Consider the following 23,418-nt stretch of genomic DNA (forward strand, 5'->3'; position numbering starts at 1 on the left):
TGGCTGGCAGGCGATGGCCCGCGGTTTCACTGCAGTTCAAGCAGCGCGCGGCGCCCGCCACCCGGCCCAGGCGCCCGCAAGCGCCGCCCAGCCCCCTTTCCAGCCGCCCCCCGCCAGGCAGACGTTGGCCAGCCGTGCGATCAACCGCGGCGCATCATGGGCGATCCAGCCTGCCGGCACGTCCGCGCGGCGATACAGCTGCAGTCGCGACCAGGCCATGCGCCAGGCGAGCGCGTGAAGTCCCTGGAAGCGCTCCGGCGCCACCACCACGCCGCGCTGCCCCAGCAGATCGGCCAGGGCAAGCAGGCGTCCGGCCGTGCGCTGGCGCGCCTGCGAATCGAACAGATCGAGATGGCGCAGGCGTTGCAGGAAACCGCGGCGACTGGCCCCGATCTGGTTGTTGCCATGCTGCCGGTAGTCGATGGTCGGTTCGGCCAGCATGTCCAATCCTCCACGCAGCGATGCGTGGACCGCCAGCCATTCGTCGTGGCTCCAGCCCGGCGGGACCGGCAGCGATCCGGCCAGCAGCCCACGGCGCAGCGCACAGGTGGCACCGGTGATGAAGTTGCGCAGCAGGATCGCATCGATCGCAAGGCCCGAGCGTTCCAGCTCGACCTCGGCCGGATGGACCACCAGTACCTCCAGCAGCCGCTGGCCCAGCGGCGCGCCCTGCGCGTCCACCAGCCGTGCGTCGCTGTGCAGCAGCAACAGGCCCTGGTCGGCGTGGAAGCGCTCCACGTAGCTGCGGACACGCCCCGGATGCCAGACATCATCCTGGTCGCACAGGAACAGGATGTCGGCCTGGCAACGCATCAGTGCGTCGGCGAAATTGCGTACATAGCCGACATTGCGCGCGTGCTGGACGATCTCGACACGGATGCCCAGCGCCTGTGCGCGCGGCACGAAGGCCTGCAGCAGCGGCAGCGTCTGGTCGCTGGAACCGTCATCGCCGATCATGACTTCGTTCACCGGAAGATCCTGCTCGAGGATGCTGTCCAGCTGCGCCTGCAGGTAGCGCGCACCGTTGTAGGTGCACAGCGCGACGCCAATGCGCTCGGCAGGGGCCGATCGGGATGGCGCGTCAGGCATCGAACGTACTCGCGGAAACAAGGGCCGGGGGATGGTAGCAGAGCCCCCCCCCTGGCGGATGGATACGGCGACTGGCTAGCCGTTGCCGGGATACGCAGCGATCCGCTGCAGGGCCTGGTCCGCGCTCATCGGTCGCCACGTGTCCGCGTCAGGCTGGAACGGCCGCGGATGTACGCCCAGCAGCGCCTGCAGCGGGCCGTTGTCCGCAATCAGATCCTGCTGCAGGCGTGACACCGGACCACGCGCTCGCGGCAGCACTACAGCGAGGCCTCGCAGTGCACCGCCCGGCAGCGGCAGCGCCAATGTTGGCTGTGCCAGGCTGGCGTGCACGCGGCGGAACATCGCGTGGTACGGCAGGCGCTCGCCGCCGCCGATTTCCAGCACCCGCGCCGACGCTGCGCCGGTGGCGATGCAGGCCACCACGGCGCGGGCGATATCGTCGGCATGCACCGGTTGGCGCAGGCCTCCCACCAGCGGTATCGGAAACAGGCGCAGACGCAGCGCACGCTGCACGATCGGGGTGATGCTGCGGTCGATGCCGGCCCCGTAGATCAGGGTTGGCCGCAGGATCGTCCACGCCATGCCAAGACGCTCGGCCTGCGCGATCAGGCCCGCTTCGCCCCGCTGCAGCATCGCCACAACGTCCTGCTCGTCGGCCTGCTCGGAATCCTGCTTGCTCAGCACGCTCATCGAACTGGTGGCGATGACCTGCCGCGCCGGGGCCGCCGTCTGCCGTGACAACCACTGCGCCAATGCTTCAAGGGGGCCGAAGCTGGCAATGGCCTGCCAGTCCGGAGACGGCACGCTGTCCAGCGCAGCCGCCAGGTCCCCGCACAGCCACTGCACGCCGTCCTGTGCCGGTTGCGGCCGCCGGCTCACTGCCTGTACCCGCCCATGCACCTGCAGCAGGCGCGGCAGCAAGAACCGGCCGATCTGGCTGGTGGCTCCGGAAACAAGGACGGTCATCTGCACTCCGTGGGGATGCTGCGGGGCTGGCTACTATAGCGGCCCCTCCGGCAGCGGGGCTCAGGGCGACGACACTCCGATGTCGCGCAGGCGCTGCCGCAGCTGCTGGTACTCGCTGCTGGAAGTGCCAACGCCAAGTTCGCCCGCCTGCTGGAGCGCACGTTCGGCAAAGGCGACGTCACCGTTGCCCAACCGTTCGCTGCCAATCGCAAGCCAACGCTGCGCGAGGCGCTGGCGGGCCGCCGGCAGGCCGCCAGCGGTGGGAGCCAGCGTCTGCCAGGCCTGCAGGCAGGCACCTGCAGCCTGCACCCGGTTCTGCCGCAGGTTGTCGTCGAAACAACGGCGACTGGCAGGCAGCAGGCGCGCGGCAGCGGCCTTCACCCGCGCATCGCGCGGTGCCAGCGCCTGTGCTTCGCGCAGGGCATCGAATGCGCTGTGCCCCGGCGGGCTGATCCATTGCCCTGCGCGCTCGGCGCGTTCGATCCGGCGCAGGTGATCGCGCAGCTCGCGTTCACGCTGCGCGTTGCTCACCGCCGGCTGCTGCAGTGCCTCCCGGGCCTGCCGCGCACGCTGCAGGCGCTGCGCCAGTTGCTGTCGTGCCGCCTGCGAAGCGCCCAGTGCTTCCGCCAGCGCGGCATCACGCTGCGCCGCCTCGAACTGGAAATCGTCGGCCTGGACCTGGCTTCGCGCCAGCACCGCCTGCAGCACCTGCTCACGGCCGCGCTGGGCAGTGGGATCATCCGGCGCCACCGCCAGCACAGCCAGGAACCCCTTTGCGGCACTTTCCAGCTGCTGTCGCTTCAGCGCGCGCTGTGCCTGCCGCAAGCGCTCGTCGACCGCCCGCGCCAGTGCCTCCTGGCTGGCGGGCAGATCGGCGTGGCCTGCGTCGAACAGGCGCGCGCGCTGCAACGTCGCAGCGGCTTCAGCCAGTTCCCCGCGTCCGGCCAGCGTGCGCGCGTGCTGCAGCAGATCGCTCAGTGCGTCCTCGCGACCCTCCAGTGCAGGCAGGTTGTCCGGCTGCAGTGCCAGGATGCGCTGGAACAGCGGCAACGCACTGCTGTCGCCATCGTCCAGCCGGCCGGCTGCGAACGCGTTGCGGGCCTGGGCCAGCAACGCGCCGATACCGGCGCTGGCACTACGCCGCGCCTGCAGTTGCCGGGCCACGGCGTCGGCGTCGCCCTGCGGCACCTGCAGCTCGCGGGCCAGCGCCAGTGACTGCGCGCTGCCCTCAAGATCGTCGCTCTGCAGCTTGTCGCGGGCCTGCTGCAGGGCCGCCGCTGCGGTTCGTGCAAGGCCCTGGCGGGCCTGCGGCCGATCACCATCCAGTGCCAGCACCGCCTGGTAGCGCTCGCGCGCACCACTGCCGTCAGCCGCACTCAGCCGGCCGGCGGCGAGCGCACGATCACCTTCGACCAGCAGCTGTTCGATCTGCGGCTCGTCCCAGAACCAGTCGGCCAGCGGCTTGCGCAGCAGCACCAGCAGCACGAACACCGCCAGCGCCGCGACCAGCGCCCAGCGCCAGACCCGCCGCGCATGGCGTGCCTGCAGCCACCACCAGCGGCCCTCGCGGCGGACGCGATCCAGCGCAGGATGTTCAGCGCCATGCGGGCGATGCGGGGGCTCGCGTTCCATGCGTGCAGGGTAGCCGGGGCAGCGTGAAGCTCAGCCGAGGCGACGCGCCTCGCTCACGCCCGGCAGCGCGTCCAGCTTGCCCAGCAGGTTCGACAACTGGTCGTAATCGCTGACCTTCAGCCGCAGGCGCAGATGGGCACGGCCACTGTTGCGCACGTTGTCGCTGTGGATGTCCAGCACGTAGGCGTCTTCCTGGGCGATCAGGTTGGTGATGTCCTTCAGCAGCCAGCGGCGGTCGACCGCATCGACCACCACGTCCACTTCGTAGCCGCCCCCGGCCTGGCCCCATTCCACCGGCAGGATGCGCTGCGGGCTGGTGGCCGCCAGCCGGGCCAGCGCGGCACAGTCTGCCCGGTGCACGGTGACACCGCGGCTACGGGTGAGGTAGCCGACGATCGGTTCGCCGGCCACCGGCTGGCAGCAGCGCGCCAGCTGCACCAGCAGGTTGCCCACGCCCTGCACCGTGAACTTGGACTTGCCCAGGTTCTCGCGGCGGGCGGTCGGGCGCGGAAGCGTCGGCGCAGGGGCCGGCTGGCTGGCCGCGCGCTCTGCTTCCAGCAGGGTTCGGCTGACCTGGTTGGGGCCGGTGTCGCCCAGCGCCACCTGGATGTAGAGGTCATCAACGCTGTCGGCGTGGAACTTCTTCGCCGCCGCCGCCAGATCCGAATGCTGCAGCCCCAGGCGCTTCAGCTCGCGCTCGAGCAGTTCGCGCCCGGCCTGCACGTTGCGCGCGCGGTCCAGCTTGTGGAACCAGCTGCGCACCTTTTCCCGCGAGCGGTTGCTGGCCAGGAAGCCCAGCGCCGGCATCAGCCAATCGCGGCGGGGGTCGGCTTCCTTGCCGGTGAGGATCTCGACGCGATCGCCGCTGCGCAGGCGGTAGGTCAGCGGCACGATGCGGCCATTGACCTTGGCGCCACGGCAGCGGTGGCCCACCATCGTGTGCACCTGGTAGGCGAAATCGAGCGGCGTGGCCCCCTGTGGCAGGTCCAGCACCTCGTCCTTCGGGCTGAGTGCATAGACCCGGTCCTCGGTCAGCTCGGCGTCGAGTGCCCCGGCCAGCTCATTGCCCTGCCCGTCCTGTGCCTGCTCCAGCAGCTGGCGCATCCAGGTGATCTTGCGATCGAACGACTTTTCCGCGCCCTTGCCGCCTTCCTTGTACTTCCAGTGCGCGGCCACGCCCAGCTCGGCCTGCGAATGCATCTCGTGGGTGCGGATCTGCACTTCGATCGTGCGCCCTTCCGGGCCGACCACGGCGGTGTGCAGCGAACGGTAGTCGTTGGCCTTCGGGCGTGCGATGTAATCGTCGAACTCGCTCGGCACCGGCGCCCACAGCGCATGCACCACGCCCAGCGCGGCGTAGCAGGCGGCGACGTCGTCGACCATCACCCGCACCGCGCGGATGTCGTACAGCTGGTCGAACGCCAGCCGCTTCTTCTGCATCTTCCGCCAGATGCTGTAGATGTGCTTCGGGCGGCCACTCACTTCGGCATGGATGCCCTGTGCGGCCAGCTCGCGCGACAGCTGCTTCTTCACGTTCTGCACGTAACGCTCGCGCGCCACGCGGGTTTCGTCCACTTCACGCGCGATGCGGCGGTAGGTTTCCGGCTCCAGGTGGCGGAACGCCAGATCCTCCAGCTCCCACTTCAGCTGCCAGATGCCCAACCGGTTAGCCAGCGGCGCATGGATGTCGCGGGTCAGCTGGGCCAGCGCCCGGCGCTGTTCGTCGTCCAGCTTGTCGGCAGCGCGCATCCTCGCCAGCTGCCGGGCCAGCAGGATCGGCACCACGCGCAGATCGCGGATGATCGCCAGCAGCAGGCGGCGCAGGCCCTCGCTGTTGCGCCCGGCCTCCCGGCCAGCATGCAGCGCCCAGACCGGATCGGCGGCGTCCTGGCCGTCGAGCAGGCCGATCACCGCCGCCTTGTGGTTGCCCAGCGGCAGCTGGTCCAGGCTGGCACGCAGGCCGGGCAGATCGAACAACAGCGCGGCGACCACCGCGCCTTCGTCCGCCGAGAGCATCGACAGCGCATCGAGGGTATCGCCCAGCACCGACCAGCTGGCGCGCATCTGGTGGTCGCAGTCCGGTGCTTCCCAGTGCTCGCGCAGGGCCTGGCGCAGCGGAGCGGGCAGCACCGCTGCCGAGGGACGGTTCAACAAGGCATCCAGGCCGGGGACAGAAGCGCGGTTCACAGCATCGAGCAGGCAAGACAGAGGTTCCTACACTAGCGCCGGCGCCGTTCAGGGACAATCACCGCGGCCACCATCACCCGGCATGAAGACATGCCGCTACACTCGCGGGCAAACCCAGGAGAGTTCCGCCATGCCCTCGACCACCCCGCGCTTCCGCCCACGGCTGCTGGCCTGCGCCGCACTGCTGCTGTCCCTGTCGGCGCCTGCGCTGGCCCAGCGCATGGTGGACGGTGACCTGCAGCAGCAGATGTCGCCGGCCGAGTTCAAGGCGGCCGGCCTGGACAAGCTGAGCGCGCAGGAACTGGCCACGCTCAACCGCTGGCTGCAGGGCAAGGTCGAAGCGGCGACGACCCAGGCGGTAGCGGCGGTGCGCGAAGAAGCCCGCGAACAGGGCCGCCAGGAAGTGATCGTGAAGAACCGCGGGTTCTTCGATTTCGGCAGCAGCGAGCCGATTACCGGCGTACTGCAGGGCGAGTTCCGTGGCTTCGGCAAGGGCCGCGTCTACGTGCTGGACAACGGCCAGGAATGGGAGCAGACCGACAGCACCAGCGTGGTCGGCGTGCGCAAGCAATCGCCCAAGGTCAGCATCAAGCCCGGCGTGATGGGCGTGTGGTACATGAAGGTGGAAGGCGTGAACAGCCAGCCCAAGGTGCGCCGCTCCAAGTAACGCCGCGGCTTTACCTGTAGAGCCGAGCCCATGCTCGGCTCCACATGAAGGGAGTTACGCCTGGCGCAATGCGGTCACCCGCTGCGCCAGCTTCTTCGCCGAAATGCCGGTGCGCGCGCCCAACTCCTGCGCAAACAGCGACACCCGCAGCTCTTCCAGATCCCAGCGCAGCGCCTGCCATTGCGGGCGATCGCGCAGGCCCTGCTGCTCGCCCACCTCCAGCGCTTCCAGGAATGGGTGCAGCTCCAGCATGCGCGCCTGATCACGCGGCGGATCACGCTTGGCACGCTCGGTGCGCAGGATCATCGCCTTCAGGTAGCGCGGATACTGCGCCAGCGCGTCGGCCGGCGTATCGCGCAGGAAGCCAGGATGGATCAAGCCGGCCAGCTGCGCCTCCATGTCGTCCAGGTTGCCGCGCGCCCAGCCCATCAACGGCGCCTCCAGCATCGGCTTCAGTTCCGCCACCAGCGCCAGGATGGACTCGGCCAGTTTAAGCCGCGACATCGCCTCGCCGAACAGGGCCTTGGCAGCATGCTCGCGGCGTTGCTCGAAGGCGGCCGCATCGCGGATGTCTTCCAGGCCTTCGGCCAGCACCGCGTTCATCGCCGCATCCACCAGGTCTCCGCGCAGGCGTTCCTGTGATTCGATCGCGGCATACAGCAGGCCGGTCTTGGCACCCACCGGCAGCTGCTTGCGCGCCTGCTTGACCTTCTCGGCCAGGGCGATCTCCAGCAGCCGGCGCACGCCCAGCGGGTGGGCCTCCTGTGCCTGCTGCCGATCGGCAAAGATGCGCAGCGCCACGCTGTCGCCCTCGTCCAGCAGCGCCGGATAGGCCGGAACGCCGGCTTCACCGGGCACCTGCAGCGGGATCGGCGTGGCCGGGAACGTGCGCAGGCCGTCAGCCGCCATCTCGCGCCCGGCACGCGCCGCGAAGGCATCACCGGCACGGCTGCCAAACTTCGCGCGCAGCGCGTCCAGATCACGCGAGGTGGCCAGCACTTTGCCCTGTTCGTCGCGCAGGCGCAGGTTCATGTGCAGGTGCGGTTCGATCGAACCCGGCTCGAAATCGAGCGCGGTCACCGTGGCGCCGGTCGCGCGTGACAGGAAACGCGCCAGCTCGCCGGTGATGGCATCGGCGCCGGGCTGCGGGAACGCCTCGAAGAACGCGCGTCCGAAATCCGGGGCCGGCACATAGTTGCGGCGCATTGCCTTGGGCAGGCTGCGGATCAACGCCGAGGCCTTGTCGGCCACGAAGCCCGGCGCCAGCCAGCCCAGCTGCACCGGGTCCAGTGCATTGAGCAGGTGCAGCGGCACGTCCAGGGTCACGCCGTCATCGTCGGCACCCGGCTCGAAGCGGTAGTGCAGCGGCAACCGCGCCTGGCCCAGCGCCAGGTACTTCGGGTAGCGCTCCTGCTCGCTGCCCTCGCCGGGCAGCAGGTCCGCCAGCGACCAGTGCAGGGTCTTGCGCTGTTGCGGCGCCAGTCCCTTCCACCAGGTATCCAGGCCCGCGGCCGAATGGATCTGCGGCGGCACGCGGTCCAGGTACCAGCGTGCCTGCCAGTCCTCGTCGGCAACGATTCCAGCGCGGCGCAGCTTCGCTTCTTCCTCACGCGCGACCTCCAGCACCTTCTGGTTGTCGGCCACGAAGCTGGCGCGGGTGTTGATCTCGCCGGTCACCAGCGCCTGGCGCACGAAGATGTCGTGCGCTTCAACGGGTTCGATGCGGCCGTAGTGCACCGGCTTCTTCGGCGCCAGCACCAGGCCGAACAGGCTGATCTGCTCGGACGCCAGCACCTGTCCCTGCGCGCGCGACCAGTGCGGATCGAAGTGCTTGCGCAGCAGCAGGTGCGGCAGTTCGGCGATCACCCAGTCCGGCTCGATCGCGGCCAGGGTCATGCCCCACACCTTCTGCGTATCCAGCAGATTGGCCACCAGCAGCCACGGCGGCGGGCGCTTGGACAGCGCCGACCCCGGGAATGGCAGGAAGCGACGCTGGCGTGGTGCCTGGAAATCGCCCTTCTCGGTGCGGTGCCCGATCTGCGTCGGCAGGCCAGCGACCAACGCCCGGTGCAGGGTCTGGTAGGCGGCAGCGCGTACACGTTCGCTGAAGCCGCCGCCGGCGGGCGCCTGTTCCTTCTGTGCGCGCACCGCTACCGGCGCGGGTGCAACCTCCGCTTTGCCTTCGCGGGCCAGGCGTGCAGCGCGGTGCAACTGGCCGCGGGTGGCCTTTACTGCGGCTGCGTCATCACGCGCCGGGGCCGGCGCACTGCTGCCGGCCAGCAATGGTGCCATCGACGCATCGACAGCCTCTTCCTTCCAGCCCAGTTCCTCGCACAACAGACGCAGCTGGCGATGCAGTTCGCGCCACTCGCGCATGCGCAGGAAGCCGAGGAAGTGGCGACCACACCAGTCGCGCAGCTTGGACTGGGTCAGGTCTTCGTGGGCCTGCCGATAGGCATCCCACAGGCGCAGCACGCCGACGAACTCGGAACGGCCATCGGCGAACTGCGCATGCGCGCTGTCGGCTGCACCGCGTGCTTCGGGCGGACGCTCGCGCGGGTCCTGGATGCCCAGGAACGAGGCGATCACCAGCATCGGCCGCAGGCAGCCAGCGGCCTGCGCGGCCACCAGCATGCGCGCCAGCTTCACGTCCACCGGCAGGCGGGCCATCTGCTTGCCGATGGTGGTCATGCGCCGCTCGGCATCGATCGCGCCCAGCTCGGTCAGCTGCTGCCAGCCATCGGCCACGGCGCGTTCGTCCGGCGCTTCCAGGAACGGGAACTCTTCGATGCGGCCCAGGCCCAGCTGCAGCATGCGCAGGATCACCCCGGCCAGGCTGGAGCGGCGGATTTCCGGATCGGTGAACTCCGGCCGCGCCTGGAAATCGGCCTCGGCGTACAGGCGGTAGCAGATGCCCTCGGCGATACGGCCACAGCGACCCTTGCGCTGGTTGGCGCTGGCCTGCGAAATCGGCTCGATGTGCAGGCGGTCCAGCTTGTTGCGCGGGCTGTAGCGCTTGACGCGGGCGAAGCCCGGATCGACCACGTAGCGGATGCGCGGCACCGTCAGCGAGGTTTCGGCCACGTTGGTGGCCAGCACGATGCGCCGGTTCGGACCCGGGTTGAACACCCGGTCCTGGTCCTGGTTGGACAGGCGCGCGTATAGCGGCAGTACTTCGGTGTTGCGGTACTTGCGCCGTTCCAGCGACTGGTGCGCATCGCGGATCTCGCGTTCGCCCGGCAGGAAGATCAGCACGTCACCACGTGAATCCAGGCGGGTGATCTCGTCGATGGCCGACACGATGGCATCGAAGACCGTGCGCTCGCCCTGGTCTTCGCCTTCGCCTTCCAGCGCGCGGTAGCGCACTTCCACCGGGTAGGTACGGCCTTCGACGCTGATCACCGGCGCATTGTCGAAATGCTGGGCGAAGCGCTCGGTGTCGATGGTGGCCGAGGTCACGATCAGCTTCAGGTCCGGGCGCTTGCGCAGCAGCTGCTTCAGGTAGCCCAGCAGGAAGTCGATGTTGAGGCTACGTTCGTGCGCCTCGTCGACGATGATCGTGTCGTAGTTCGACAGCCAGCGGTCGCTGGCAATCTCCGCCAGCAGGATGCCGTCGGTCATGAACTTGATGCGGCTGTCTTCGCTGACCTTGTCATTGAAGCGCACCTGGTAGCCGACCAGCTGGCCCAGTTCGCTCTGCAGTTCCTGCGCCACGCGGCTGGCCACCGCGCGTGCGGCAATCCGTCGCGGCTGGGTGCAGCCGATCATGCCGGCCTGGCCGCGACCGGCGGCCAGGCACAGTTTCGGCAGCTGGGTGGTCTTGCCCGAGCCGGTTTCACCGGCGATCACCACCACCTGATGACCGCGGATCAGCTCGATGATCGCGTCGGCTTCACGCGCAATCGGCAGCTGCGGGTCCAGAGTAATGGACGGCTGCTGTTGCGCCCGCACCTGCCGGCGCTGCACCGACGCCTGCAAGGCCTGCTCGAAGGTGGCGGCCAGCGCCGCATCCTGTGGCTTGGCCTGGCACCGCGAGAGCATCCCCAGCAAACGGCCCCGGTCGCGGCTCATGGCGCCGTCGATGGCGGCGCGCTGTTGGCGCAGGCGGGGCGATGGATTTTTATCGATAGAGTTCATCAATCGGTTCGTTCAAAACTTTGAAAGCGACCAGTCATCACGACCGGTTTATTGTGAAGGCCAACGATTCCACAAGGAGGAACCCCATGGCGAAGACCAAGAGCACGACCAAGGCCAAGACCGGCAAGCAGAAGCTTGCGGCGGCGGCACCGTCGGCACCGAACATCGATATCGGGATCACCCAGGGCGACCGCAAGAAGATCGCCGACGGTCTGTCGCGCTTCCAGGCTGATGCGTTCACGCTCTACCTGAAGACGCACAACTTCCACTGGAATGTGACCGGGTCGATGTTCAACTCGCTGCACACCATGTTCGAGACGCAGTACACCGAGCAGTGGGCGGCACTGGACGACGTGGCCGAGCGCATCCGCGCGCTGGGCTTCAATGCCCCGGGCTCCTACCGGGAATTCGCTGCGCTGACCTCGATCGCCGAGGAACCGGGCCTGACCGACAGTGCGGACTGGCGTGAAATGGTACGCCAGTTGGTGGTCGCCAACGAAGCGGTCTGCCGTACGGCACGTGAAGTGCTGGAGGTGGCGGCCAAGGGTGACGACGCCCCGACCGAGGATCTGATGACCCAGCGCCTGCAGACGCACGAGAAGTACGCCTGGATGCTGCGTTCCCTGCTGCAGTAAGAGTTGGGGCTGGTTCGGCAGGGCTGCGCCCTGCACCCGCAGAAGCAAGTGCAACGGCAACAGCCGGAGCAAAAGCTGGTTTCCTGTGGGTTGGCGGGGTGGGTCCGGTGGCAGGGGACGCCGTAAACCCGTCCTTGGGGGCTTGGCCGCGGCATCCATGCCGCGGACACCCCTGCCACCGGACCCACCCCGCCTTCGACAGATTTCCGCGATCTGCCAGGGCATTACTTGGGGTCAGATCCGTTTTCCGCAGGAAAACGGATCTGACCCCATTTCGTTTGTCGATATCTGACAGATTTCATCCACGCATGGCGTGGATCTACGAGCCGCCGGCCAACTGTCGAAGGCGGGGCGGTGTCGGAGTGCGGGGTGTCAGCCGCATGGATGCGGCTGCCAAGCCCCCAAGGATGGGTTCACGGCGTCCCCGCAATCCGACACCGCCCCGCCAAACCACGGATAGCCCGCTTTTGACGTTGACGTTGCCGTTGATTCGGCGGGTGCAGGGCGCAGCCCTGCCGACTCCCCCGCCGGGGTAAACTAGCCGGATGGCTTCCCGTCCCGCGCACGACCTGCTCCAACGCGTCTTTGGTTACGACGATTTCCGTGGTCCGCAGCAGGACATCGTGGAGCATGTGGCTGCCGGTCACGATGCCCTGGTGCTGATGCCCACCGGCGGCGGCAAGTCGCTGTGCTACCAGGTGCCGGCCCTGCTGCGTGACGGTTGTGGCATCGTCATCTCGCCACTGATCGCCCTGATGCAGGACCAGGTCGAAGCCCTGCGCCAGCTCGGCGTGCGTGCCGAGTACCTGAACTCCACCCTGGATGCCGAGACGGCCGGCCGCGTCGAGCGCGAGCTGCTGGCCGGCGAGCTGGACATGCTCTATGTCGCCCCCGAGCGACTGCTGACCGGCCGCTTCCTGTCACTGCTGTCGCGCAGCCACATCGCCCTGTTCGCCATCGACGAAGCGCACTGCGTATCGCAGTGGGGCCACGACTTCCGCCCGGAATACCGGCAGCTGACCGTGCTGCACGAGCGCTGGCCGCAGATTCCGCGGATCGCGCTGACCGCCACCGCCGACCCGCCGACCCAGCGCGAGATCGCCGAGCGTCTCGACCTGCAGGAAGCGCGCCACTTCGTCAGCTCCTTCGACCGCCCCAACATCCGCTACACCGTGGTGCAGAAGGACAACGCCCGCAAGCAGCTGACCGACTTCCTGCGCGGCCACCGTGGCGAGGCCGGCATCGTCTACTGCATGTCGCGGCGAAAGGTCGAGGAGACCGCCGAGTTCCTGTGCGGCCAGGGTTTCAATGCCCTGCCCTACCATGCCGGCCTGCCGCCGGAAGTGCGCGCGAACAACCAGCGCCGCTTCCTGCGCGAGGACGGCATCGTGATGTGCGCCACCATCGCCTTCGGCATGGGCATCGACAAGCCGGACGTGCGCTTTGTCGCACATACCGACCTGCCCAAGTCGATGGAAGGCTACTACCAGGAAACCGGCCGCGCCGGCCGTGATGGCGAAGCCGCTGAAGCATGGCTGTGCTACGGCCTGGGCGACGTGGTGCTGCTCAAGCAGATGATCGAGCAGTCCGAGGCCGGCGAAGAACGCAAGCAGCTGGAGCGGGGCAAGCTCGACCACCTGCTGGGCTACTGCGAATCCATGCAGTGCCGCCGCCAGGTGCTGCTGGCCGGTTTCGGCGAGACCTATCCCCAGCCCTGCGGCAACTGCGACAACTGCCTGACGCCGCCAGCCTCGTGGGACGCGACCATTCCAGCGCAGAAGGCGCTGAGCTGTGTCTACCGCAGCGGCCAGCGCTTCGGCGTCGGCCACCTGATCGACGTCCTGCGTGGCAGCGAGAACGAGAAGGTGAAGCAGCAGGGCCACGACAAGCTCAGTACCTATGCGATCGGCCGCGACCTGGATGCACGCACTTGGCGCAGCGTGTTCCGCCAACTGGTCGCCGCCAGCCTGCTGGAAGTGGACAGCGAGGGCCACGGTGGCCTGCGCCTGACCGATGCCAGCCGTGACGTGTTGACCGGCCGTCGCCAGATCAGCATGCGACGCGATCCGGCCAGCAGCACAAGTGGCCGCGAGCGCAGTGCGCAGCGCACCGGCCTGTCGGTGCTGCCGCAGGATCTGGCCCTGTTCAACGCCCTGCGCGGCCTGCGTGCCGAACTGGCGCGCGAACAGAATGTGCCGGCCTTCGTGATCTTCCACGACAGCACCCTGCGCAACATCGCCGAGCAACGCCCGACCAGCCTGGACGAACTGGCACGAGTCGGCGGCATCGGCGGTACCAAGCTGAGCCGCTACGGCCCGCGCCTGGTCGAAATCGTGCGCGAAGAGGGCTGACGGTATCGCGTTGCCGCGCTGCGCGGCCGCCGGGCATGGTCCCAACGGCGCGCGGGCGCCCCTGTAGAGCCGAGCCCACGCTCGGCTGCCTCTGCGCAAAAAGCAGCCGAGCGTGGGCTCGGCTCTACGCTGGTGCGGGTCCAACCTTGAACCGGCCATTCAGCCGGAAGTGCATCCACGGCCGCTTGCGGCTAGATTAGCGCCATGTCCCTCGCCTCGACCCTTCTCCGTGTCGTGCTCATGCTCAGCCTGTTGCTCAACGGGCTGAACGCGGCCATGGCCAGCGGTCATGAGGAAATGGGGCGGATGGCCCATGCCATGGCCGCCACGGTTGGAGGCGGCGATGCCGACTGCCACCACCACGCCGCCATGCAGGCCGACGAGACCCCGCAGGCCAAGGCCCCCGCCCACGACGCCCACTGCCAGATCAAGGACTGCGTGCGCAGCTGCGCCCAGCACCCGTTGCTGGTGGTGCAGCCGCTGCCGTACCTGGCCGCTCCCGGCCTGTCGCTGGCACCGCAGCCGATGCCGGCCAATGGCCGCCCGGCGCCGCCGCTGCCGCCGATCTCACGCCCTCCCATCGGCTGATTCCCCACGAACCGTGCGCCCTGCGCACCGGAGCCGGCGGCCTGCCGGCGTCTTTCCGTGTCTGGAGTCTCCACCATGAATACCCGCAATCCCCCCGGTCCGGGCGCCGTGCCCATGCCGTCGCGACGCCTGTTCGTACAGGGTCTTGCCGCCGGTGGCGTGGTCGCCGGCATCGCTGCCGTCGGCGTGCCGCAGCGCGCGCTTGCCGCGGCCACTGCCACCCCACGCCTGGCCGGTGCCCCAGCCGTGCTCAGCGATACCCGCATCGAACTGGCCATCGGCGAATCGCTGGCCAATTTCACCGGCCGTACCCGCCCGGCGATCACCGTCAACGGCTCGCTGCCCGCGCCGATCCTGCGCTGGCGCGAAGGCCAGACGGTGGATCTGTTCGTACGCAACACGCTGGAACGCCACCCGACCTCGATCCACTGGCACGGCATCCTGCTGCCAGCCAACATGGACGGCGTGCCCGGGCTGAGCTTCAACGGCATCGGCCCCGGCGAGACCTACCACTACCACTTCGACCTCAAGCAGTCGGGCACCTACTGGTACCACAGCCACTCGATGTTCCAGGAGCAGGCCGGCCTGTACGGTGCACTGATCATCGACCCGGCCGAACCGGCGCCGTACCACCACGACCGCGAGCACGTGATCATGCTGTCGGACTGGACCGACATGGACCCGGGCGCGTTGTTCCGGCGCATGAAGAAGCTCGCCGAGCACGACAACTACTACAAGCGCACTCTGCCCGACTTCCTGCGTGACGTGAAGCGCGACGGCTGGTCGGCGGCGCTGTCGGACCGTGGCATGTGGGGCCGGATGCGAATGACGCCGACCGATATCTCCGACATCAACGCCCACACCTACACCTATCTGATGAACGGCACCGCCCCGGCCGGCAACTGGACCGGGCTGTTCCGCAGCGGCGAGAAGGTGCTGCTGCGCTTCATCAACGGCGCCTCGATGACCTACTTCGATGTGCGCATCCCGGGCCTGAAGATGACCGTGGTAGCCGCCGATGGCCAGTACATCCATCCGGTCAGCATCGACGAGTTCCGCATCGCCCCGGCCGAAACCTACGACGTTCTGGTCGAACCCAGCGGCCAGGACGCGTTCACCATCTTCTGCCAGGACATGGGCCGCACCGGCTTTGCCGCCGGCACGCTGGCGGTACGCCACGGCCTGCAGGCACCGATCCCTGCGCGCGATCCGCGCCCGTTGCTGACCATGAGCGACATGGGGCATGACATGGGTGCAGGCGGTCATGGCGGCCACGACATGGCCGCGATGAAGGGCATGGAAGGCGGCTGCGGCGCCAGCATGGGCCATGGCGCGCACGGCGGCAGTACCGCCAGCAAGGCACCGAAGCATCCGGCCAGCGAACGCAACAACCCGCTGGTGGACATGCAGAGTTCGGCCTCCGAACCGAAGCTGGACGACCCCGGCATCGGCCTGCGCGACAACGGCCGCCAGGTGCTGACCTACGGCGCGATGCGCAGCCTGTTCGAAGACCCGGATGGCCGCGAGCCCAGTCGTGAGGTCGAGCTGCACCTGACCGGCCACATGGAGAAATTCTCCTGGTCGTTCGACGGCATCCCATTCGCCAGCGCCGAGCCGCTGCGGCTGAACTACGGCGAGCGCATGCGTATCGTGCTGGTCAACGACACCATGATGCAGCACCCGATCCACCTGCACGGCGTGTGGAGCGATCTGGAAAACGCGCAAGGTGAGTTCCAGGTCCGCAAGCACACCATCGACATGCCGCCTGGCACCCGCCGCAGCTATCGCGTGCGCGCCGATGCACTCGGCCGCTGGGCCTACCACTGCCATCTGCTGTACCACATGGAAGCGGGCATGATGCGCGAAGTGAGGATCGAAGAATGAGCCGCTCACTCCTTTCCCCCAGCTTGCTGGCCCTGGGCCTGGCCGCCGCATTGCCGGTGTTCGCGCAGTCGCACGCGGGCCATGACATGGGCGCGGTGAACGTACCTGCGAAGGCCACGAAGACCGCGAAGACCCCGGCCGAACCGGTCGATCATTCAACGATGGATCATTCGAAGATGGACATGGACGCGGCAGATCACGCCGGCATGGACCACTCAACGATGGACCACTCGAAGATGGACCATGGCGCGATGCAGCCGGCGACGATGGACCATTCCAAGATGGATCACTCCAGCATGGATCACGCGGCGATGGGTCACGGCACGCCCGCACCGACCGAACCGCGCGAACCGATCCCGGTGCCGACCGACGCCGACCGCGCTGCCGCCTTCCCACCGATCGCGCATGGCGCGATGGAACACGCGCCGGAGATCAACAGCCTGCTGCTGATCGACCGCCTCGAACACTGGGACGGCAAGAGCAGCAACGGCCAGGCCTGGGAAGCCACCGGCTGGATCGGCGGCAACATCAACCGCCTCTGGCTGCGCACAGACGGTGAACGCAGCCGTGGCCGCACCGAGTCGTCATCGTTGGAGGCCCTGTACGGCCGTAGCGTGTCGCCGTGGTGGGACGTGCTGGTCGGTGTACGCCAGGACTTCCGGCCAGCCGACTCGCGCACGTGGGCGGCCATTGGCATCCAGGGCCTGGCGCCGTACAAGTTCGAAAGTTCGGCCACGCTGTACATGGGCTCCGGTGGCCAGGTTCTGGCCACGGCCGAAGTCGAGTACGACGTGCTGCTGACCAACCGCCTGATCCTGCAGCCGCTGCTGGAAGCCACCGTCGCGGCCAAGGATGAACCGGAGTACGGCATCGGTCGCGGCCTGAACAAGGTCGAAGCCGGGCTGCGCCTGCGCTATGAGTTCAGCCGCCGCTTCGCGCCGTACATCGGCATCAGCCACGAACGCAGTTTCGGCGATACCGCCGACTATGCCGGTGACCACGCACGCGACACGCGTTGGGTGGCCGGCGTCCGCATGTGGTTCTGATCAGCGGATTGTGAGCAACCGCCAGCCCCGGCAGCTGCCGGGGCCGGCTACACTGCGCCACGTTCCAATGCAGGCCCCGCCATGTCGCTGCAGATCCGCCGCGCCACCCTCGCCGACGTCGACGCACTGTCGGCCATTGCCATCACCACCTACAACGAAACCTGGGGCGACTCGTACCCGGCGCAGGAGCTGCAGGATTTCCTGCAGGCGCACTACAGCAGCGAACCGCAGCGCACCGAGCTGTCCGATCCGCGCAGTGCGATCTGGCTGCTGATGGACGGCGACAACGTGGTCGGCTACCTGGCCGCCGGTGCAAACACCCTGCCGCATGCCGAGGCCCGCGAAGGCGACATCGAACTGAAGCGCTTCTACATCCTGGCCGACTACCAGAGCGGCGGCCACGGCGCGCGCCTGATGGATGCGTTCATGGAGTGGCTGGACCAGCCGCAGCGCCGCACCCTGTGGGTGGGCGTATGGGAAGAGAACTTCGGCGCACAGCGCTTCTACGCGCGCTACGGCTGCAGCAAGGTGGGCGAGTACGAGTTCATCGTCGGCGACACCCACGACCGCGAGTTCATCCTGCGCCGGCCGTGAGCATGCGGCCCCTGTAGAGTCGAGCAACAGCCAGTCGAGCATGGCTCGACTCTACAAAAGCGAAGCGCCTAGAAATCGAACAGTTCCGACAGGAAGCTGTCCTTCTTCTTTTTCTTGTAACCGTGGCTGTACTGCTGGCCACGGTTGTCCTCGTAGCGCTGGCCAAGGTGGCGAGTATCGCGGTGCATCACCGGCGGCGGCGCAGCGGCCGGCTGCGACTGCACCGGGGCGGGCGGCGGTACTGCAGCACCGGCGCCTGCGCGCTCGATGATCTTGTCCAGCTCGCCACGATCCAGCCACACGCCGCGGCAGCTTGGGCAATAGTCGATCTCGATGCCATGGCGCTCGGCCATCTGCAGGGTCTGGGTCTTGCACACGGGGCACAGCATCGGTATGGCTCCTCTCGGTCTGGCTTCGACTGTACCTGCACCGCGATGACTGTGCGGCAACGCATGACCGATGGCACAGGGACTTCCGGCGCGCGCCTCGGCCGCCGCTGCGCCCGCACACTGCGCCCAGGCCCGCAAGGAGTGCGTACATGACCGTCCTGTCCCGCTTGCCCAGTCCACTACGACTGTTGCTGGTGCTGCTCGGCGTCGGCGTTGGCCTGAACCTGCGCGACATCGCGGCGGCCATCGGCGCTCCAATTCCCGCCCTGCCCATGCCCTATGGCGGCAGCCTGCTCGACAACGCACTGGCCGTGCTGCTGGCCCTGCTGCTGGCCGCACAGCTGCGCCCGCGTGGGGTAGGCCTGATGGCCAGCCTGGGGCTGCGCGGCAACGGCTGGCGCGGCCCGATGTGGGTGCTGCTGGCCAGCCTGCCGTGCTGGCTGGGCCTGGCGCTGCTCGGCACGCCGAACACCGCGCTGACCGCGTTGGACGCCACGATGCTGGCAGTGCTGTTCCCACTGGCCGAAGAAGTGCTGTTCCGCGGCCTCGGCTTCGTGCTGCTGGTGAAGCTCATTCGCGGCCCGTGGGCCCTGCTCGCGCTGCCGCAGGCGCTGCTGTTCGGCTGGGTGCACTGGCTGGGTTTCGGCGGCTTCGACGGCGGCGGCACCGCTCTGTTCGTCGGCGCGGTGATCGCACTGGGCGGTTTCATCTTCGCCTGGCTCGATCATCTGGATGGCGACAACCTGTGGTGCGGCCTGGTGCTGCACGTGTCGATGAACCTGGCGTGGAACGTGTTCAGCCTCGATGACACCGTCGCGCTCGGCTGGCAGGCCACCAGCCTGCGAATCGGCACTGCCCTGCTGGCGGTCGCGGTGCTGACCTGGCACGTGCGGTTCCGGCGCCAGAGAGGCCTGTAACGCCCGCTTAGCTTGCCGTGCACGTCGGGATCACTACCAGCTTGCGCATACTTGCGCGCCATTTCACCGTTGCTGTCCGGAGTTGTCGCGTCATGTTGCTGTCCAAGCGCCACGTTGAACCCCGCGTCCTGCTGATCGAGGACGCCGAGGAAACCCGCGAACTGAGCCGGCTGGCGCTGGAAAGCCAGGCCTGCCACGTGGTGGGCGTGAGCTCTGCCGAAGCGGCACTGGGACTGCTGGCCGCCGGCGAGCGTTTCGACCTGCTGTTCACCGACGTCAATCTGGGCCCGATCAGCGGTATTGAAGCTGCCAACCAGGTGCGCGGGCTATATCCGCAACTGCCGATCCTGGTGACCTCGGGCATGGACCAGCACCAGGTGCTGCCGCAGTTGCGCGATGGCATCCATTTCCTGCCCAAGCCCTACAACATGAGCGAGCTGCTGGACGCCATCCGGCTGTGCTTCCGGCACGCCGATGTGGGCGTGTTGACCGGACCGGATGCACAGGCGGCGTGAGGCGCTCATCCACGCATGGCGTGGATCTACCGGGTTTTTGCAGTAGATCCGCGCCATGCGTGGACGGCGCCCGTCATCAACCGCTGCTGTAAGGCCCGGTGCCCGGAAACACCTTCAGCAGCGCGCGGGTGATCATGTCCGGGTAGACGGTGAAGTGGTCCTCGTCATCGATCACCATGTTCTCCACCTTCAATGATCGCCCGCTGCTGCGCAGCTGCTCGGCGAACTCGGCGTTGTGGCGCAGCATGTCGTTGCGGGTGAAATAGCGCGGTTCGGGCTTGACCGTTTCAAAGCTGCCCACCGACAGCACCACCGTGGTCGGCTGCGCCGGCGCCTTTGCTCCGGCCTGCATGCGCGGCACCCGATGGCCGTCAAACCACAGCGACGGACTGGACAGGATGTAGGTGCGGAACATGTCCGGGCGCGTGGTCAGCACATAGGCGCCGAACAGACCACCATAGGAATGACCCGCATAGGCGCGCCGCGCCGGATCAGTGCGGTAGCGCGCATCGATCATCGGCAGCACCTGCTCAGCGAGGAAATCGCGGTAGTGCGCCGCGCCGCCGTAGCTGACGTCATCGCTGTAGTCACGCGGATCGGTACGTGCCGGGTCGCTGGGCGTGTAGTCGCGCGAGCGGCTCTGCTTGGACGTCAGGCCCTCCTGCGGCGGCAGCCCGACCAGGAGGAAATCCTCCAGGTTGACGCCCTTCTGCCCCACCATGTTGCGCACGCTGCGCACCAGCGGGAAGCTGTACAGCGCATCCGTCACGTACAGCACCGGGTAGTGCTTTTCCGGATGTGCGGCGTAGTCGGCCGGCAACGCCACCCAGACCGGATAATCGCGGCCGACCGGGTCGTGCACGCGCAGCGCTTCGGTATCCGGCAGTACCACGCCCGGCGCAGCGGCGGCCGGGCTCTCCTTCGCTTCACTCTGCGCTGCCGGCGGCGCCACCGACATCGCACAGCCACTCACGGCCAGGCAGGCCGCCACACTCCATCCACGCACTCGCTGCATCCACACTCTCCCGTTGCGGGCGGCGCACCGGATGGCGCCACTGCCGCATCCTTGCATGGTGCGCAACCCGCTGCCAGTGCGGTCAGGGCGAGGCCGGCGGCGGCGCCGGGAACAGCGTGCGCAGCGCCTGAAATGCGGCCGGATGATAGATCGTGGCGTGGGTTTCTTCCGGCAGAGGAAGGTACTTCACCAGCGGGGATGGCAATGCCTGCTCCAGCAGCTTTGCCAGCTGCGCAGCAGAGGCTGCAAGCTCGGGCTGCCCACTGCTGGCCAGGAACACGCGCGGCTGCGCACGCGCCAATGCCGGCAGCTGCTTGGCCGCAGCACCCAGCATCGTGCCGCGGTTCCACCACAGGCTGGGGTCCAGCGCGATGTAGCTGTTGAACAGCGTCGGCTCCTGCAGCAGCGTTTCGACCACGAACAGGCCAGCCAGCGACTCGCCGATCAGCGCGCGCTCGTCGGTGGTCGGGTAGCGCTGGCGCACCTGCGGCATCAGTTCATCGCGCAGGAAGGTGCGGTAGGCCGCCGAGCCACCAATGCGTGGCGCGATCTTCTGGTCCTGCGGATCGCTGCTGGGGCCGGTCATGTCGCGGCGGCGCTCGGTGTTCTCGATGCCGACCAGCAGGAACGGGCGCATGCTGCCGTTGCCGCTCAGCACCTGCACCAGCCCGGCCACGTGCAGGAAGTCCTCGCCGATGCCGCCGTCGGGCATGTAGAGCACCGGCAGCGGCGTTTTCGGGTCCAGGCCCCACGGCTGCGGGCGGTAGACGTTGATGCGGCGGGTCTCGCCCAGCGCCTTCGACTCGATGGTGAAGGTCTCGCCGATGACCAGTGGCGAGGCGGCAGCGGGCGATGCGGTTTCGGCGGCCATCAGCGGCGCGGCGGAGACGACGGACAACAGCAGCGAAAGCACGATCAGACGCATGGGGCGGTCCATTCCGGGAAAGTGCCGAGCATAGCGTCAGGGCCTCGAGCCAGGTGGGTCGCACTGCAAGACGATGGATTCACGCGAAGGCACGTCCCTGCCAAATGCTCGTTTCTGGTCCATGCCTGCTCGAACCATGACGCGCAGCCGAGCGACGACGGACCGGGACGGCGCTATGCTCGAAGCTGGCAACCCCAGCCGCCCCAGCCGACCATCTACAAGGAGGTTTCGATGTTGAGTGCATTGATTGCTGTTGCCCTTGCTGCAGGCTCACCGCAACCCACTGGGAGCCAATCCACATCTGCATCGTATGCCGACTGCCTGCTGGGACATATCCAGCCGGGGTTGTCCGATCACGCGGTGCAGCTGGTGCAGCAGGCCTGTGCCTCGAAGTATCCGGAGAGCTTCGCCGCGTCGATGGAACTGGAGCGCAGGATGAGTGCACAGCGCCTGGCCGCCTTCGAGGCGGAACGCGTCGCGATCGAGCGCTCTGCGAATGCCGCAGCAACAGCTGCACAGGAGGCAGCTGACGCAGCAGCCGCAACGACAAAGGGAGCGCGGACGAAGTAGGAGCCCGGCACCGGGAGCAACAAAAAAGGCACCGCCTGGCGGTGCCTTTCTGAATGACCTGGGTCATTGGATGCAATTGGTGGGCCGTGAAGGATTCGAACCTTCGACCAAAAGATTAAAAGTCTTCTGCTCTACCGACTGAGCTAACGGCCCATTGCACTGCCCCAGCCTTTCGGCGGGGTGGGCATTCTACCCTACTTTGGCTGATCGCGTGAAACCCTGGTGTGTGGAGGTTGCCGGCCAGCGGCCGGCACTACCAGTGGGCTTAAACCTTTCGGGCCACTGGAGCATCCCATCTGTGATCCTTTCCTGGAGCCATGGATGCGTCTGATCTTCAGCCTGCTTGCCGCCCTGCTGCTGCCCTGCACCGCCCTGGCCGCCCCATCCCAGGTCGTCACCGACGACATCGCCCGCTTCTGGGCCACCTACGATGCGGTGCGCGCCGAACCCGACGCCAAGCGCCAGGTGGCGCTGGTCCAGCAGCGCTACATCGATCCGGGCAGCCCTGGACTGCATGCGCTGATGCAGGTGCGCAACTACACCGCCGGTGAATACGCCGAGGCCATGAACGCGTGGCCGCGCTTCTGGACCTCGGTGCGACCGCTCACCGCCAACGCGCAGCAGGCCAGCGCGACCTTGGAACGGGACCTGACCGAGTTCCGGAAGCTTTACCCCGCCCTGCGCCCGGCCACCATCACCTATGCCGTGGGCGTGCTGCGCACCGGTGGCACCACGCTGGGTGACAAGGTGCTGATCGGCGCGGAGATGGCGCTGGGCGATGAACGCGTGGACGTGAGCGAGCTGCCGGAGCCGATGCGCAGCCGCCTGCGGATCTTCTACGACAGCCGCCCGGGCGCGAACAACGCGCAGAACAACCTGCACGAGTACGTGCATACCCAGCAGCGCGAGACCACTGGCAGCCTGGCGCAGTACGTGGTGCGCGAGGGTGTGGCCGAGTACGTGGCAGAGCGGTTGAGTGGGCGTCGGCCGGCACTGCCCTTCTATGACTACGGCACGAGCCACGAGGCGGAGATCCGCACTCGCTTCATCGCTGAGATGGACGGCGATGACCTGGACAACTGGCTGTACAACAACGGCCGAAATCCGTTCGGGGTGAGTGATGTGGGGTATTACGCCGGGTATCGCATCGCGCAGGAGTACATGCGCCAGCAGGCCGATGAGAAGGCGGGGATCGCGCGGATGATCGAGCTGGATTACACCGATCCGATCGCGGTGCGGGCGTTTATCGAGGCGTCGGGGTGGTTGCAGCAGCGATAGCGCCGGGCCGTGCCCGGCGCACAGTGCCAACCA

19 protein-coding genes and 1 tRNA gene are annotated in these 23,418 nt (G+C 67.8%); 11 read left to right on the plus strand and 9 right to left on the minus strand.

Annotated elements, in window-relative coordinates:
• Positions 1–36: 36 nt before the first annotated feature.
• The 4 genes from ACZK29_RS16935 to ACZK29_RS16950 all read right to left on the minus strand — a co-directional run bounded on the left by ACZK29_RS16935 (position 37) and on the right by ACZK29_RS16950 (position 5,874).
• Positions 37–1,089: a glycosyltransferase family 2 protein gene (locus ACZK29_RS16935; protein ID WP_478446273.1), complete on the minus strand. Its 1,053-nt coding sequence runs from the start codon at positions 1,087–1,089 to the stop codon at positions 37–39.
• Between the two features lie 75 nt (positions 1,090–1,164).
• Positions 1,165–2,055 carry an NAD-dependent epimerase/dehydratase family protein gene (locus ACZK29_RS16940; RefSeq protein WP_478446274.1) on the minus strand — a complete coding sequence of 297 codons (891 nt, stop codon included), beginning with the start codon at positions 2,053–2,055 and terminating at the stop codon, positions 1,165–1,167.
• A gap of 60 nt (positions 2,056–2,115) precedes the next feature.
• Positions 2,116–3,687: a tetratricopeptide repeat protein gene (locus ACZK29_RS16945; protein WP_478446275.1), complete on the minus strand. Its 1,572-nt coding sequence runs from the start codon at positions 3,685–3,687 to the stop codon at positions 2,116–2,118.
• A 30-nt stretch (positions 3,688–3,717) separates the two neighbouring features.
• Positions 3,718–5,874: a bifunctional (p)ppGpp synthetase/guanosine-3',5'-bis(diphosphate) 3'-pyrophosphohydrolase gene (locus tag ACZK29_RS16950; RefSeq protein ID WP_111202613.1), complete on the minus strand. Its 2,157-nt coding sequence runs from the start codon at positions 5,872–5,874 to the stop codon at positions 3,718–3,720.
• A gap of 130 nt (positions 5,875–6,004) precedes the next feature.
• Between ACZK29_RS16950 and ACZK29_RS16955 the strand changes: the two genes are divergently transcribed.
• A complete protein-coding gene (locus ACZK29_RS16955; RefSeq protein WP_111202612.1) occupies positions 6,005–6,541 on the plus strand; it encodes a hypothetical protein in 537 nt (178 codons plus the stop codon).
• A gap of 54 nt (positions 6,542–6,595) precedes the next feature.
• Here the strand turns inward: ACZK29_RS16955 and hrpA are convergent, their stop codons facing one another.
• Positions 6,596–10,678: an ATP-dependent RNA helicase HrpA gene (gene hrpA, locus ACZK29_RS16960; RefSeq protein WP_111202611.1), complete on the minus strand. Its 4,083-nt coding sequence runs from the start codon at positions 10,676–10,678 to the stop codon at positions 6,596–6,598.
• Between the two features lie 86 nt (positions 10,679–10,764).
• Here hrpA and ACZK29_RS16965 point away from each other — a divergent pair, with 86 nt between their 5' ends.
• The 6 genes from ACZK29_RS16965 (at position 10,765) to ACZK29_RS16990 (ending at position 17,776) form a co-directional block, all read left to right on the plus strand.
• Entirely contained in the window at positions 10,765–11,313 is a 549-nt protein-coding gene (locus ACZK29_RS16965) for a Dps family protein (protein WP_005410730.1), read from the plus strand.
• Positions 11,314–11,858: 545 nt separating this feature from the next.
• A complete protein-coding gene (recQ, locus tag ACZK29_RS16970) occupies positions 11,859–13,664 on the plus strand; it encodes a DNA helicase RecQ (protein WP_111204464.1) in 1,806 nt (601 codons plus the stop codon).
• Positions 13,665–13,868: 204 nt separating this feature from the next.
• Positions 13,869–14,252, plus strand: coding sequence for a CopL family metal-binding regulatory protein (locus tag ACZK29_RS16975; protein WP_111112257.1), 384 nt, complete (start codon positions 13,869–13,871; stop codon positions 14,250–14,252).
• Positions 14,253–14,327: 75 nt separating this feature from the next.
• Positions 14,328–16,136: a copper resistance system multicopper oxidase gene (locus ACZK29_RS16980; RefSeq protein ID WP_459048222.1), complete on the plus strand. Its 1,809-nt coding sequence runs from the start codon at positions 14,328–14,330 to the stop codon at positions 16,134–16,136.
• Positions 16,133–17,182 (plus strand): copper resistance protein B, encoded by a 1,050-nt coding sequence (locus tag ACZK29_RS16985; protein WP_164146938.1) that lies wholly within the window; start codon positions 16,133–16,135, stop codon positions 17,180–17,182. Before ACZK29_RS16980 ends, ACZK29_RS16985 begins: the two co-directional genes overlap by 4 nt.
• 81 nt (positions 17,183–17,263) lie before the next feature.
• Positions 17,264–17,776, plus strand: a complete 513-nt coding sequence (locus ACZK29_RS16990) for a GNAT family N-acetyltransferase (protein ID WP_111204467.1) — start codon at positions 17,264–17,266, stop codon at positions 17,774–17,776.
• Between the two features lie 68 nt (positions 17,777–17,844).
• Here the strand turns inward: ACZK29_RS16990 and ACZK29_RS16995 are convergent, their stop codons facing one another.
• Entirely contained in the window at positions 17,845–18,165 is a 321-nt protein-coding gene (locus ACZK29_RS16995; protein WP_106551061.1) for a TFIIB-type zinc ribbon-containing protein, read from the minus strand.
• Positions 18,166–18,314: 149 nt separating this feature from the next.
• Between ACZK29_RS16995 and ACZK29_RS17000 the strand changes: the two genes are divergently transcribed.
• Positions 18,315–19,082, plus strand: a complete 768-nt coding sequence (locus ACZK29_RS17000) for a CPBP family glutamic-type intramembrane protease (RefSeq protein WP_459048221.1) — start codon at positions 18,315–18,317, stop codon at positions 19,080–19,082.
• Positions 19,083–19,174: 92 nt separating this feature from the next.
• Positions 19,175–19,597 carry a response regulator gene (locus ACZK29_RS17005; protein WP_111204469.1) on the plus strand — a complete coding sequence of 141 codons (423 nt, stop codon included), beginning with the start codon at positions 19,175–19,177 and terminating at the stop codon, positions 19,595–19,597.
• A 76-nt stretch (positions 19,598–19,673) separates the two neighbouring features.
• Here ACZK29_RS17005 and ACZK29_RS17010 read toward each other — a convergent pair whose 3' ends face one another.
• A complete protein-coding gene (locus ACZK29_RS17010) occupies positions 19,674–20,612 on the minus strand; it encodes an alpha/beta hydrolase (protein WP_478446276.1) in 939 nt (312 codons plus the stop codon).
• 82 nt (positions 20,613–20,694) lie between these two features.
• Positions 20,695–21,537, minus strand: a complete 843-nt coding sequence (locus ACZK29_RS17015; RefSeq protein ID WP_111204471.1) for an alpha/beta hydrolase — start codon at positions 21,535–21,537, stop codon at positions 20,695–20,697.
• Positions 21,538–21,768: 231 nt separating this feature from the next.
• Here ACZK29_RS17015 and ACZK29_RS17020 point away from each other — a divergent pair, with 231 nt between their 5' ends.
• On the plus strand, positions 21,769–22,107 hold the full coding sequence (locus ACZK29_RS17020; RefSeq protein WP_106551056.1) for a hypothetical protein: 339 nt from the start codon (positions 21,769–21,771) through the stop codon (positions 22,105–22,107).
• A gap of 77 nt (positions 22,108–22,184) precedes the next feature.
• Here the strand turns inward: ACZK29_RS17020 and ACZK29_RS17025 are convergent.
• Positions 22,185–22,260 (minus strand) — tRNA-Lys (locus ACZK29_RS17025).
• A gap of 168 nt (positions 22,261–22,428) precedes the next feature.
• Between ACZK29_RS17025 and ACZK29_RS17030 the strand changes: the two genes are divergently transcribed.
• The gene (locus ACZK29_RS17030; protein WP_111204472.1) at positions 22,429–23,385 is read left to right on the plus strand and encodes a DUF2268 domain-containing putative Zn-dependent protease; all 957 of its coding nucleotides are present in this window, start codon (positions 22,429–22,431) and stop codon (positions 23,383–23,385) included.
• Positions 23,386–23,418: the final 33 nt, after the last annotated feature.

The sequence above is a fragment of the Stenotrophomonas sp. 89682_Sma genome (genome assembly GCF_056481405.1).

Bases quoted from the DNA above. Each gene is read 5' to 3' on its own strand.
- ACZK29_RS16965 (WP_005410730.1), top strand. From the start codon at position 10,765: ATGGCGAAGACCAAGAGCACGACCAAGGCCAAGACCGGCAAGCAGAAG.
- ACZK29_RS16940 (WP_478446274.1), bottom strand. From the start codon at position 2,055: ATGACCGTCCTTGTTTCCGGAGCCACCAGCCAGATCGGCCGGTTCTTG.
- ACZK29_RS16945 (WP_478446275.1), bottom strand. From the start codon at position 3,687: ATGGAACGCGAGCCCCCGCATCGCCCGCATGGCGCTGAACATCCTGCG.
- recQ (WP_111204464.1), top strand. From the start codon at position 11,859: ATGGCTTCCCGTCCCGCGCACGACCTGCTCCAACGCGTCTTTGGTTAC.
- ACZK29_RS16935 (WP_478446273.1), bottom strand. From the start codon at position 1,089: ATGCCTGACGCGCCATCCCGATCGGCCCCTGCCGAGCGCATTGGCGTC.
- hrpA (WP_111202611.1), bottom strand. From the start codon at position 10,678: ATGAACTCTATCGATAAAAATCCATCGCCCCGCCTGCGCCAACAGCGC.
- ACZK29_RS17030 (WP_111204472.1), top strand. From the start codon at position 22,429: ATGCGTCTGATCTTCAGCCTGCTTGCCGCCCTGCTGCTGCCCTGCACC.
- ACZK29_RS16955 (WP_111202612.1), top strand. From the start codon at position 6,005: ATGCCCTCGACCACCCCGCGCTTCCGCCCACGGCTGCTGGCCTGCGCC.
- ACZK29_RS16995 (WP_106551061.1), bottom strand. From the start codon at position 18,165: ATGCTGTGCCCCGTGTGCAAGACCCAGACCCTGCAGATGGCCGAGCGC.
- ACZK29_RS17015 (WP_111204471.1), bottom strand. From the start codon at position 21,537: ATGCGTCTGATCGTGCTTTCGCTGCTGTTGTCCGTCGTCTCCGCCGCG.
- ACZK29_RS16980 (WP_459048222.1), top strand. From the start codon at position 14,328: ATGAATACCCGCAATCCCCCCGGTCCGGGCGCCGTGCCCATGCCGTCG.
- ACZK29_RS17000 (WP_459048221.1), top strand. From the start codon at position 18,315: ATGACCGTCCTGTCCCGCTTGCCCAGTCCACTACGACTGTTGCTGGTG.
- ACZK29_RS16990 (WP_111204467.1), top strand. From the start codon at position 17,264: ATGTCGCTGCAGATCCGCCGCGCCACCCTCGCCGACGTCGACGCACTG.
- ACZK29_RS16985 (WP_164146938.1), top strand. From the start codon at position 16,133: ATGAGCCGCTCACTCCTTTCCCCCAGCTTGCTGGCCCTGGGCCTGGCC.
- ACZK29_RS17020 (WP_106551056.1), top strand. From the start codon at position 21,769: ATGTTGAGTGCATTGATTGCTGTTGCCCTTGCTGCAGGCTCACCGCAA.
- ACZK29_RS17010 (WP_478446276.1), bottom strand. From the start codon at position 20,612: ATGCAGCGAGTGCGTGGATGGAGTGTGGCGGCCTGCCTGGCCGTGAGT.
- ACZK29_RS16975 (WP_111112257.1), top strand. From the start codon at position 13,869: ATGTCCCTCGCCTCGACCCTTCTCCGTGTCGTGCTCATGCTCAGCCTG.
- ACZK29_RS17005 (WP_111204469.1), top strand. From the start codon at position 19,175: ATGTTGCTGTCCAAGCGCCACGTTGAACCCCGCGTCCTGCTGATCGAG.